This is a genomic window from Enterobacter cloacae complex sp. EB5 (assembly GCF_031432835.1).
In the GTDB taxonomy this organism is placed as follows: domain Bacteria; phylum Pseudomonadota; class Gammaproteobacteria; order Enterobacterales; family Enterobacteriaceae; genus Enterobacter; species Enterobacter hormaechei_C.
Genome location: NZ_CP133860.1, coordinates 1,457,385 through 1,469,561 on the forward strand (window position 1 = coordinate 1,457,385; position 12,177 = coordinate 1,469,561).

The window sequence follows — 12,177 nt, forward strand, 5'->3', positions numbered from 1 at the left end:
GCAATTTCACTGGATCAGTAGCCCATATTTTTCTTCTTCTCTAACTCTTCTTTCGCCGTGTCCGGCAGGTAGAGCGTGGATTTGGTGATGGTCAACTTCTCAGGCTGGGTGCCGTCTTTCTTGAATTTCTCCAGCGCATCGAATGCCGGGCCCGCCATATTTGGCGTCAGCTCCACGCTGGCGTTCGCTTCGCCGTCAATCATCGCTTTGTAGATGTCCGGTACGCCGTCGATCGAGCCGGTGAGGATATCTTTGCCCGGCTTCAGGCCCGCTTCTTTGATGGCCTGGATGGCACCGATCACCATGTCGTCGTTGTGGGCATAAACCATGCAGATATTTTTGCCGTTATTTTCAGCCTTGATGAAGCTTTCCATGACCTCTTTACCCTTGCTGCGGGTGAAGTCGCCGGACTGAGAACGGATAATCTTAATGTTTGGTGCTTTGGCGATGGCCTCCGCGAAACCTTTTTTACGGTCGATAGCCACGCTCGCCCCGACGGTGCCCTGCAACTCAACCACGTTACACGGCTTGCCATCCACCTGCTTCACCAGCCAGTCACCAATCAGTTTGCCTTCCAGCACGTTATCGGCGGTGACGGTGGTCATATAGAGAGATTTGTCTTTTACGTCGATGGAACGGTCGAGCAGGAAGACCGGAATTTCAGCATCTTTGGCTTCCTTCAGCACCGGCTCCCAGCCCGTGGCGACAACCGGGGCAATAAAGATGGCATCCACGCCCTGAGCGATAAACGAGCGCACCGCTTTAATCTGGTTCTCTTGCTTTTGCTGACCATCGGCGATTTTCAGCGTAATACCGCGCTTTTCAGCCTCACTTTTCGCCACATTCGTTTCAGCGGCGCGCCAGCCGGATTCAGATCCGACCTGCGAAAATCCAACGGTTAAAGGTGCGGCCATCGCCATAGACGACATGGCTGCCGAAACTGCTGTAACAAGAAGTAAGCGCTTCCACATATGAACGTCCTCGTAGGGTAGGTTATTGTTGGTTAAAAGATGTTCCGCGGATGAACTATAGCCAATCGAATATGTTACGGATTGCGTTACATCACACTTCAGAAAAGTGAATAAAACGTTAATCACAAGTTTGTAATCGCTTTCATTTCAACATTTAAAATGCGGCTGAGTTTATGGATTATCCTGTCATGGAAACGGTCTGAAAAGTGAAGGCGCGAGGGAGAGAAGACGAAAACAGGCGGAGACTTTCAGCGCCAGTTGGCTATAATACCTGCCACTTGTTTACCATCCATTTTAAAGGACACCGACATGAGCTTACTCAACGTCCCTGCGGGTAAAGAACTGCCAGAAGACATCTACGTTGTGATCGAAATCCCGGCCAACGCAGATCCAATCAAATACGAAATCGACAAAGACACCGGTGCGCTGTTCGTTGACCGTTTCATGTCTACCGCCATGTTCTATCCGTGCAACTACGGCTACATCAACCACACTCTGTCTCTGGACGGTGACCCGGTTGACGTACTGGTCCCAACGCCATACCCATTGCAGCCAGGCTCCGTCATTCGCTGCCGTCCTGTTGGCGTGCTGAAAATGACTGACGAAGCGGGTGAAGATGCGAAACTGGTTGCCGTACCGCACACCAAGCTGAGCAAAGAGTACGATCACATTAAAGATGTGAACGACCTGCCAGAGCTGCTGAAAGCGCAGATCGCCCACTTCTTCGAGCACTACAAAGATCTCGAAAAAGGCAAATGGGTTAAAGTTGAAGGCTGGGATAACGCAGAAGCGGCGAAAGCAGAAATCATCGCCTCTTTCGAGCGTGCGGCTAAGAAGTAATTCTTACTGCTGAGACTAAGCCCCGCGCGTCGGGGCTTTTTTGTGCCTGTCGATGCCCCCGGCGGCGCTACGCTTGCACGGGCCTACAATCAGCAAGAGGCGCAAAACGACAACGCCACCTTACGGTGGCGTTGTCGTTTTTCAGAACTGGTCTCTGTCTAACCAGTTACCGCTTTCAATCAACGTTAACCCGTCAACCGAACGTTGGTACACGTACATCCATGCACTGCCGTAAGGCGTCTGGATCAACTGGCGAGCGTATTCACCGCCCCTGGTGCGCAAGGCATCAAGTTCGGCCAGCGTAGCATTATCAATACGATAAACCTCACCCTGTACCGTTCCGTTCCCCGGAACCGCGCCTGGATAGTGGCCCAGACTGTACAACTGGTAGTTTTCGATTGTGTAATTTCCCAGCAACTGGGCGTTGGTCATCCAGTGGCTGTTGCCTTGCCTGGTTCGTAAACTGCCGTAAACAAATATTCGCATTGCTAAAACTCAAACTGATAGAGCAGATCAAGTGCCTGGTCTACGCCGGACACTGCTTCCAGATATAGCTTAGGCATCAGGCGATAACGTAACGTGAGTGTAGCCAGTGAGTCAAAGATCCCCACGCCATATTTTACCTGTAGACCCGGCATTACATAGCCGCTGACCACTACCTGCGAAGAGTCACCCACGCCCTGAGTGTCCAGCGCCAGATTGCTTACGCCAAACGTCTCGCCGATTTTACCCACAACCTGACCACTTTGTGCAACCCCCAGACCGACTAACATTGATGTCATTGCCGCACCATCGCCCTGTTGGCTATCCAGACCCTGGCCGCGCAAGAGGTAAGAGAGCGCTTCCTGTTGCGACATGGCCGGGTCAGAGAAGATCTCTGCCTTAGGTTCATCGGCGGAGCCCGTCACGCGCACTCCCGCAATCACATCATCTTCGGTGGCTTCCGGGTTACGGATCGCTTCGATATTGAGTACCGGCTGATCCGGTGGACCGGAGAACAGCAGCTCGCCTTTACGCACAATCAAATCCTGACCGTAGGCATGGAAGCGCCCTTCAGGAATATTGATTTGTCCATTGAGGCCAAGCCCCTGTTGATCCTGCGCCACTTTCAGGTCACCCGTGAGTCTCGCCTTCAGCCCAAACGCGTCCAAACGCACGTTATTCCCCACGTGCACGATAAGATTACTATTGATCGGTATGCCAGCGCTCTTCTGTTCAACAGGTTTCAGATTTTCATTGAGCATAACTTCATCACTGGAGACGCCAACCGCGCTTTCCGGCACCTCGTGAACCACGATGCGCGCCCAAGGTACGTCAACACGGCCGTCCAGGGTGAAGAGACTCGGCGTTGCCTCAAAGACCACGTCTGGCGACACGTCCAGGCGCACCATCGGCGGTACCGTGATACGCACCCTGCTGCCTTTGGCCGCAATACGGGCGCGCCAGTTGTCGAGCTGGCTCCAGTCTGCGTCACCGCTCAGGTTGATTTGTCCCTGCTGCGTCAGCACTGAGCCACTGAGGGTTGAGCTTTGGCCGTTAAAGTTCATCGCCAGCTGGCTTGGCTGCATATCGAACGGCATAAAGTTACCGTCAATGTCCACGCCGTTTAACCGCATCTGGCCAAACAGCTGCGGGCTTTGCGCATCCCCCGCCAGACGCAGGTTGGCGCTGAGCATCCCCGCGGCCTTTTCTCCCCGCGAGAAGATCGGATTCACCATCGCCAGGTTGAAGTTGCGAATATTGACGTTGCCGCCGAGATTGCGCCGCCCTTGCGGATCGGTAATTTGCACCTGTCCGTCAAACTGACCGTTGTTGGTCAGGCGGATTAGCCATCCCAGTTCCGCACGATTGTTACGCAGGTCAGCGTTCACATTCAGGGTGTCGAACGCCACCGGCAGCGGCGCGTCATTGACCTCCTGCGTCACCTTCACGTTACGCCCGGAGAGGGTAACGCTGCCCTGCGGCAGTCCCTCTTTGGTGGTGTCCCACGCGACGTCCGCTTTACCGCTGAAGACCCCGCTGGCCTGGGTGGTTTCCGGCATAAACGGTTTCAGCATCGCCAGGTCGAAACGGTTGAGGTTGATCTGCGCGCGTCCTTCCGCGCCCGCATCAATGGTCTGCGGCACGCACAGCTCAGCATTCGGGTTGGTCCAGCAGTGTGGCCCAATGCTGATCTTTTGCTCCGCGTTGCGGTAATCCAGCGCAACAGACCGCGACAGCACCAGCGGGCCGACCGGCGTGCTGAAGCGGGTGTTATCCAGCACGCCTTTCCAGCGCGTCGCCTGGCGGTCAAAACTGCCCGTCAGGTGCAGCTGCCCGGAGACCGGCTCGCCCTGTACCCGTAGCTGGAGATCGTGCTGCTTTTCGTTACCTTTTGCCGCCAGCGTGACCAGACTGATGTTCACGTCCGGCTGAGAGATACGCTCCACGCGCAGATCCAGGTTTCCGCCGATCTGATCGGTGGATTTCACGTCCCCCTCGACGCGTACGCGGGCAATAGAAAGTTCCTGCCAGCGCAGGTTATTGGCGGTGATGTCCGCCAGCAGCTGCGGCGCCTCCACCGTACCGCGAACCTTCACTAACCCCTTCGCCGTGCCGCCAAGACCCGGCAGGGCGTTATCAAGATTTGGCGCGTCGATGGTGGCATCCAGATTGAGGTCTTTCACGCCCAGCTCGCCTTTAATATCCGCCGTGTTGCGACCCAGCGCCACGTGCAGGCCCGGGATCACCCACTGGAGATAGCTGTTGCCCTTAAGCGAGCCCTCGACGTTGACTTTGTTCTGCTTCACGTTGCCGGTGAGCTTGAGTTCCGGCACGTCCATCTGCCAGGTTCCACCGTACAGGCTACCGCGGGTTTTGATCAGGCCATCCAGTTTTGACGGCCAGTCCGGGACCTCTTTAGCGGTGTTGATCCCGGTCAGCTTCAGCTCGCCGCGCCAGCTGATCGCCTGCTGCCAGTCGAGCAGCGCGGTCAGCTCGGTTTTTCCTTCCAGCGCCGCCACGGTCAGCTTGTCGAGGTTAACCTGCAACTCGTTACCCTTCGCATCCAGGGTGATATCGGCGGGCGGTACCCCCTGCCCCTTCACTGCCGTGCGGAACGACAGCGTGTAGTCGGTCATTTTGCCACTTAGCTTCAGCTTCAGATCGTCAGCCTGGAACTGTTTTTCGCCGGTGAACGGCCAGTAAAGCTGCTTGCTGACCACCTCAAGGTTGAGCGGTAAACCGGCCTCTGCCAGCTGGGTTTGCCCGCGCAGCACCATATCCACCGGTCCGGAGAGGTTCACGCCGAACTCCAGCTTCTCGCGCAGCGCGCCGCCGACTTTCACCTTCACCTTTTCGCCTTTCAGCGGATCGATGTTCAGGGCGCTGTTCAGCGTAATGTCTACCGGCCAGTTGTCGCGCAGCAGCGCATTGCCTGAGGCGTTGACCGACCCCTGGTTAGTATCAATATCCAGCGCGTCGAGCTTCATGTTGCCGTCGATACTGCTGACTTTAAGCAGCATGTTGAAGACCGTCAGATCGGTATCGCCGGTCAGACGCAACTGCTCGCCTTTAAACTCTTCGATATTGAGGTTCAGCGGCAGATGCACGTCGGTCATCTCCGGCAGAACTGGTTTCGAGAAGAGATCTTTCAGCGTTTCGCCCAGCGGTTTTTCTTCCGGCTGCGGGTTCTGGATCTTCGGCTCGACGATCTCTTCCTGCGCCACGTCGGCCACCTTCGGCAGCGCAATCAGCAGCCCTTGCAGGGAGGTTGGGGTCAGGGTGAGGTTTTTCTCCTGCCAGCGCAGACCGGAGGTGAAATCCATCACGGATACCGTCGTGTCGTCGATTTTGATATTGACGTTATCCAGCGCGACCCGGTAGAGCGCAATCGGGTACGGCGTGGAGAGATTCAGCGGGCCGCTGTCCTCTTCTTCGACAGGCTCGGACTTCGGCATTTTTTTGGAATCTATCGCCACGTTAACGTCTTTTAGCGACAGATCGTTTACACATAGCTGGCTGTCACGCAGGCAGCCGAGCTTGACCGCCAGATGAAACTCGCCCGCGTTCACCGCCACGCCGGGCTGTTCGTAACGGATATTTTTCAGGCGCAGATCGCGCCAGCCGCCCGTTACCTGGCCGATTTCCAGCCCTGGCACCCAGCGGTTCGCGGCGTTAAACAGCAGATGCAGGCCCGTGGTGGTGCCCACCAGAAACGCCACCGTACCGAGCAGTAATACGATAAAAATCAGCACCCCGAGGCTTATCTTCTTCCATAAACTCATAATTCAGGCCCCAGACCGATGTAAAACTGTAAACCGTGTTCATCTTTGTCGCCCACCGGAACGGCGAAATCGAGCTTGATTGGCCCGACCGGTGACTGCCAGCGCACGCCCACACCCGCGCCGGTTTTGAAATCGCTGCGGCGGATATCGTTCACCGCTTCACCGCCGTCAACGAACATCGCGCCCCACCATTTGCCGCTGACGTTGTACTGGTACTCCAGCGAGCCGGTCGCCAGTTTTGACGCCCCGGTCAACTGGCCTTTGTCGTTTTCAGGTGAGATCGATTTGTACTTATACCCGCGGATGCTGCGGTCGCCCCCGGCGAAGAAGCGCAGATCCGGCGGAACGCGTTCGAAATCACCCGTCTCAATCCAGCCGAGGTTACCGCGCATCACAAAGCGGTGTTTGTCGTACAGCGTGCGGATCCAGACGTTTTGCGCCTGAAAGACGGAGAAGTCTACGTCGGAGCCCCAGGCGGTGTTGGAGTAATCGATGGAGTAGCGCTGAGAATCGCCCCAGGTCGGCATCAGGCCACCGCGCGAGCGGGTACGGCTGATCATCACGCCCGGATAAAGCAGCATGGTGGTGTTGGTGACGTTTGCCTGGGTAAAGTGGTCGAGGCTCCAGCGCAGGTTAATGGCGCGCTGCCAGCCGCTGGAGAGATCCCAGAAGCGTGATACCGCAAGCGTCGTCGAGTCCTGCTCGGTATCGTTCAAATCGGTACGCTTAAAGCCGCCCTGCACGAGGTAGTATTGCTCAAGCGGATTTTTCAGCAGCGGCATTTTATAGCTGAAGTCCAGCTGCTGTTCAGGTGCAGACAGGCTGACGCTGGTGGTCAGGCTGTGGCCGTAGGAGTTCATCCACGGTTTTTTCCATGAGGCTTTCACGCGCGGGCCGACGTCCGTGGAGTAGCCAACACCGGTCTCAATGGTGTTCTCGGTGCGCGGAGAGACCACGCCATGCAGCGGTAACACTTTCGTTTTACGGGATTTATCAAATTCCGGCGCTACCACCACGGAGTTAAACCAGCCCGTCGCGGACAAACGACGGTTCAGCTCGCCCAGGTCGCTGGACTGGTAGTAGTCGCCCTTTTTAAACGGCACCAGATTTTGCAGATACTCGTCACGGATTTGCGATCCTTCGAAGGTCACATCGCCAAACCGGTAGCGCTCGCCGCTGTCGTAATCGATATCCCAGAATGCCTGACGTCGCTCAAGCGCAACGCCAAGCTGGCTTTTGTTGAACTGGCTGTCGAAGTAGCCTTTGCGCAGCGAAACGCTGGTTAAGGATTTTTTAAAACGATCGTAATCCCCGTGATTGAGCACGGTGCCCACTTTCGGGCGGGTGCTGAGTAGATCCAGGTAGTCACGATCCGTGCGCGCACCGCCGCGCAGCACCACGTTCGTGCCGCCAATCAGGACGGGTTCGCCCGGCGAGACGCGGGCAATCAACACCTGGCGTCCTTTCGCCGGCGGCGGGCGTAAATCGAAATCGATGGTGGGTTCGTAGTACCCCAACGCCTTTAAGCCTTCGCGGATGGCGTCATCCACGCGCGCGCGAAAACGCCGATCCGGCGTGACCTCATCGCTCTGGATGGTAGAAAGCTGCGCACGCACGTTTTTTTCCAGCGCCCCGGATAACCCCTCAACCTGCAAACGGACATTCGCCGCGCTGGCAATCCCGCTGGTCAGCATTAAACTGACTAAACATAACTGGCGGATCTTTGTCACGTTTTCTCCTGAATATCCCTGTTTCCACCCTGGAAGCAAATGCAGTGCCGCTCCGCGGCAAAATACGGCCTGAAAGCCAAAAACCCAAATTACGGGTTGAAAAAGGGTGTAACACCCAAATATTTCTTATGATTAAATCTAGACTCATTCATCGCATTTATTGTGTTCAATTAAACGCTTCGTGACAACCTTAACCGAAACAACGCTACCCCGGAGGCCCCACCGTGAGTTTATTTGATAAAAAGCATCTGGTATCACAAGCCGATGCGTTACCGGGACGCAACACCCCTATGCCAGTGGCGACATTACACGCCGTAAACAACCATTCAATGACAAACGTTCCTGATGGAATGGAGATCGCCCTGTTTGCCATGGGCTGCTTCTGGGGCGTAGAACGCCTGTTCTGGCAGCTGCCGGGCGTGTACAGCACCGCTGCGGGCTACACCGGAGGATATACGCCTAACCCAACCTACCGCGAAGTCTGTTCCGGTGAGACCGGGCATGCTGAAGCGGTGCGTGTGGTGTATGACCCGAGCGTCATTAGCTATGAACAACTGCTCCAGGTGTTCTGGGAAAACCATGACCCGGCGCAGGGCATGCGTCAGGGTAACGATCACGGCACTCAATACCGTTCGGCCATCTATCCGCTCACCCCAGAGCAGGAGGCCGCCGCCCACGCCAGCCTGACGCGTTTCCAGGAAGCGATGCATGCGGCCGGTGATAAACGTCAGGTCACGACGGAAATCGCGACCGCGAAACCGTTCTACTATGCCGAAGACGACCACCAGCAGTACCTGCATAAAAATCCGTATGGCTACTGCGGCATTGGCGGCATCGGCGTTTGTCTGCCTCCACAGCAGGACTGATTACTGCATCAGCGCCACGCGAACCGCGTGGCGCGCAGCCTCTCCCTCCGGCCACTTTTTGCCGAAAACGTGACCTCTGGCAGGTTTACACGTCTTTACGCTATACTACCGCTGAAATAATCGGCTCAACGCTACGAGCTGAGTTCAATGTGTCTTCACACGAATGGTATCAACTCCCCTTCTGAGGATCTGGCGAGAAGCCGGATAAACTATGTTAAACAGTATTTTAGTAATACTTTGTCTTATTGCCGTCAGTGCATTTTTCTCGATATCGGAGATCTCGCTGGCTGCCTCCCGTAAAATCAAACTGAAGCTGCTTGCCGACGAGGGCAACATCAACGCATCACGCATTCTGAAAATGCAGGAAAACCCCGGCATGTTCTTTACCGTGGTGCAGATTGGCCTGAACGCGGTCGCCATTCTTGGCGGTATCGTGGGCGATGCAGCGTTTTCTCCGGCGTTTTATAGCCTCTTTGTTAAGTACATGTCCGTAGAGCTGGCCGAGCAGCTGAGCTTCATCCTTTCCTTCTCCCTGGTCACCGGCTTGTTCATTTTATTCGCGGACCTGACCCCGAAACGCATCGGTATGATTGCGCCAGAAGCTGTGGCTTTGCGTATCATCAACCCGATGCGCTTCTGCCTGTACGTCTTCCGTCCGCTGGTGTGGTTCTTTAACGGCCTGGCGAACGTCATTTTCCGCATCTTCAAGCTGCCGATGGTGCGTAAAGACGACATCACCTCCGATGACATTTATGCCGTGGTGGAAGCCGGGGCGCTGGCAGGCGTACTGCGTAAGCAAGAGCACGAGCTGATTGAGAACGTTTTCGAACTGGAATCCCGTACCGTGCCGTCCTCCATGACCGGCCGTGAAAACATCATCTGGTTCGATCTGCATGAAGACGAGCAGAGCCTGAAGACCAAAGTGGCGCAGCACCCGCACTCCAAGTTTCTGGTCTGTAACGAAGATATCGACCATATCATCGGCTACGTGGACTCCAAAGACCTGCTGAACCGCGTGCTGGCCAACCAGAGCCTGGCGCTGAACAGCGGCGTGCAGATCCGCAACACCCTGATAGTGCCAGATACCCTGACGCTCTCCGAAGCGCTGGAAAGTTTCAAAACCGCCGGGGAAGACTTCGCGGTGATCATGAACGAATACGCGCTGGTGGTGGGCATTATCACCCTCAACGACGTTATGACGACGCTGATGGGCGACCTGGTCGGCCAGGGACTGGAAGAGCAAATTGTGCAGCGTGATGAGAACTCATGGCTCATCGATGGCGGTACGCCGATTGAAGACGTCATGCGCGTACTCGACATCGACGAGTTCCCGCAGTCCGGTAACTACGAGACCATCGGCGGCTTTATGATGTTTATGCTGCGTAAGATCCCGAAACGTACCGACTCGGTGAAGTTCTCCGGCTTCAAGTTTGAAGTGGTGGATATTGATAACTACCGCATCGACCAGCTGCTGGTAACGCGTATTGATAGCAAACCGACCGTGCTGGTGCCGAAACTGCCGGATGCGGAAGAGAAGGTATCGGCGTAATTTTGTACGCCCCACAAACATCAACGGCTCCCATCGGGAGCCGTCTTTTTAACTACTACTGCATAGCACGTTGGTTAAGCCATCTCAGTTTGCAGACGCATAACCTGACGGTTGACTTCGGACATCACAGACAGGTGCTGTTTGTCCTTCACTTTCGGGATAAGGATTTTGCCCTTATCAAACTCAAAAGCGCCAACATCCTTGATGTACAACCGTCCACGGAACAGGATCTTCACGTACTTCGCCACCTGAAGCGGGTTGTAGCGTTGGAAAATTTTCATTCTTGTATCTCCTGCGAATCATACGCTCTTGCGGTGCCACAATCGGCCCGACTGTCCTGAGCGCAAATTTTGATGCCCAATGACTATAGACCAGAACCTCGTACTTACCCAGTGTGCATAAGTTTATTTACCGTTTGATTACAATTATTCAGAATAATCTTTGCAAAGCGTGATACAGCGCAGTATATGCCGTCGTTTTTGCATGGATATGTGCGTTCGCCCGCAAACTGGCATCGGGATTGCGGGAAAAGCCTATTGATCGCACTTATGATTAAAAGCGCATGACCAAGTGGTCGGATCACCTGCTAACAATAAGGAAACACCATGACCCTACGTAACCTCCTGGCAGCAGCTTGCCTGTTGCTGCCGCTAATGGCTTCCGCACACAACATTGAAAAAGGACAACGTGTCCCGCCGGTCGGCATTGCTGACCGGGGAGAATTGATTCTCGACAATGATAAGTTTAGCTATAAAGCCTGGAATAGCGCGCAGCTTGCGGGCAAAGTGAGAGTTGTACAACATATTGCCGGGCGTACATCCGCTAAAGAGAAAAACGCTACCCTCGTGGAAGCGATCAAGGCCGCAAAACTCCCGCACGATCGCTACCAGACCACCACCATCGTGAACACCGACGACGCGATTCCCGGCTCCGGCATGTTTGTGCGCTCAAGCCTTGAGAGCAATAAGAAGCTCTATCCCTGGTCGCAGTTTATTGTCGACAGCAACGGCGTGACGCGTAAGGCGTGGCAGCTGGAAGAAGAGAGTTCAGCGATTGTCGTGCTGGACAAAAACGGTCGCGTACAGTGGGTTAAAGACGGCGCGCTGACGCAGGATGAGGTGCAGCAGGTGGTTGCCCTGCTGCATAAGCTGCTGACTCAGTAAAGTGATACCCGGAAGCCCGGATTCAGGAATGACTCGCGCGGGGTGTAGTCCAGTGGCTTACCCTGCCAGTCATGCACATGCGCGCCAGCGGCCGCCGCCACCGCATGCCCTGCCGCCGTATCCCAGACGTTCGTCGGCCCGAAACGGGGGTACAACTGCGCCTGCCCTTCCGCCACCAGACAGAACTTCAGCGACGAGCCAATCGACGTCGTCTGGTGTTCCCCCAACTGTTGCAGATACTCCTCCAGCTCGCTGTCACTGTGCGAGCGGCTGATCACCACCAGCGGAGGACGGGCATCACGCACCTGGATCTGCTTACGCACGCCGCACTCTTCCTTCCAGGCTTTACCTTCCGCCGCGCTGTACATCACCTTCATTACCGGGGCGTAAACCACGCCAAGCACCGCTTTTCCTTTTTCAATCAGGGCGATGTTGACGGTGAATTCACCGTTACGCTTGATAAACTCTTTCGTGCCGTCCAGCGGGTCGACCAGCCAGTAACGCTGCCAGTGCTGACGTTCATCCCAGCTCTGGGGCGCTTCTTCAGAAAGGACCGGAATATCCGGCGTCAGGGCCTGCAACCCTTTCAGGATCACCGCATGCGCCGCGATATCCGCCGCCGTCACCGGGGAGTCGTCCGCTTTGCTGACAACATCCATTGGTTTCGCACCGTCGTACACCTGCATAATGGCATCACCCGCATCCCGTGCGAGCTGACAAATTTTATCTAACATTCTCCACCTCTTCGTTAACGCAGTGGGCATAACTTATTGTTTTAGTTATATCGTAATGT

10 protein-coding genes are annotated in these 12,177 nt (G+C 55.5%); 4 read left to right on the forward strand and 6 right to left on the reverse strand.

The annotated features are described in order from the left end of the window. Positions 1–14: 14 nt before the first annotated feature. Positions 15–971: a galactofuranose ABC transporter substrate-binding protein YtfQ gene (ytfQ, locus tag RHN82_RS06965; RefSeq protein ID WP_017383924.1), complete on the reverse strand. Its 957-nt coding sequence runs from the start codon at positions 969–971 to the stop codon at positions 15–17. 309 nt (positions 972–1,280) lie between these two features. On the opposite strand from ytfQ, the gene ppa reads away from it, so the two are divergent. Then, complete coding sequence (gene ppa, locus RHN82_RS06970) at positions 1,281–1,811, forward strand: inorganic diphosphatase (protein WP_006810347.1); 531 nt, start codon at positions 1,281–1,283, stop codon at positions 1,809–1,811. Between the two features lie 141 nt (positions 1,812–1,952). Here the strand turns inward: ppa and RHN82_RS06975 are convergent, their stop codons facing one another. The 3 genes from RHN82_RS06975 to tamA are packed head-to-tail and all read right to left on the reverse strand — an operon-like array spanning position 1,953 to position 7,806. Continuing rightward, positions 1,953–2,297, reverse strand: coding sequence for a gamma-glutamylcyclotransferase (locus tag RHN82_RS06975; protein ID WP_017383925.1), 345 nt, complete (start codon positions 2,295–2,297; stop codon positions 1,953–1,955). A gap of 2 nt (positions 2,298–2,299) precedes the next feature. Then, positions 2,300–6,076 (reverse strand): autotransporter assembly complex protein TamB, encoded by a 3,777-nt coding sequence (tamB, locus tag RHN82_RS06980; protein ID WP_047052605.1) that lies wholly within the window; start codon positions 6,074–6,076, stop codon positions 2,300–2,302. Continuing rightward, on the reverse strand, positions 6,073–7,806 hold the full coding sequence (gene tamA / locus RHN82_RS06985) for an autotransporter assembly complex protein TamA (protein ID WP_047052606.1): 1,734 nt from the start codon (positions 7,804–7,806) through the stop codon (positions 6,073–6,075). Before tamA ends, tamB begins: the two co-directional genes overlap by 4 nt. 224 nt (positions 7,807–8,030) lie before the next feature. Here tamA and msrA point away from each other — a divergent pair, with 224 nt between their 5' ends. Both msrA and RHN82_RS06995 read left to right on the forward strand, forming a co-directional pair. Further along, on the forward strand, positions 8,031–8,672 hold the full coding sequence (msrA, locus tag RHN82_RS06990; protein ID WP_047052607.1) for a peptide-methionine (S)-S-oxide reductase MsrA: 642 nt from the start codon (positions 8,031–8,033) through the stop codon (positions 8,670–8,672). Between the two features lie 211 nt (positions 8,673–8,883). Continuing rightward, positions 8,884–10,221 (forward strand): hemolysin family protein, encoded by a 1,338-nt coding sequence (locus RHN82_RS06995; RefSeq protein WP_006810357.1) that lies wholly within the window; start codon positions 8,884–8,886, stop codon positions 10,219–10,221. Positions 10,222–10,295: 74 nt separating this feature from the next. Here the strand turns inward: RHN82_RS06995 and RHN82_RS07000 are convergent, their stop codons facing one another. Further along, positions 10,296–10,502, reverse strand: a complete 207-nt coding sequence (locus RHN82_RS07000; RefSeq protein WP_003856054.1) for a DUF1107 domain-containing protein — start codon at positions 10,500–10,502, stop codon at positions 10,296–10,298. Positions 10,503–10,826: 324 nt separating this feature from the next. Between RHN82_RS07000 and RHN82_RS07005 the strand changes: the two genes are divergently transcribed. Then, complete coding sequence (locus RHN82_RS07005; RefSeq protein ID WP_017383934.1) at positions 10,827–11,384, forward strand: YtfJ family protein; 558 nt, start codon at positions 10,827–10,829, stop codon at positions 11,382–11,384. On the opposite strand, the gene cysQ is transcribed toward RHN82_RS07005, so the two are convergent. Continuing rightward, positions 11,378–12,118 carry a 3'(2'),5'-bisphosphate nucleotidase CysQ gene (gene cysQ, locus RHN82_RS07010; RefSeq protein WP_015572488.1) on the reverse strand — a complete coding sequence of 247 codons (741 nt, stop codon included), beginning with the start codon at positions 12,116–12,118 and terminating at the stop codon, positions 11,378–11,380. The two genes, RHN82_RS07005 and cysQ, sit on opposite strands and share 7 nt — an antisense overlap. Positions 12,119–12,177 lie beyond the last annotated feature (59 nt).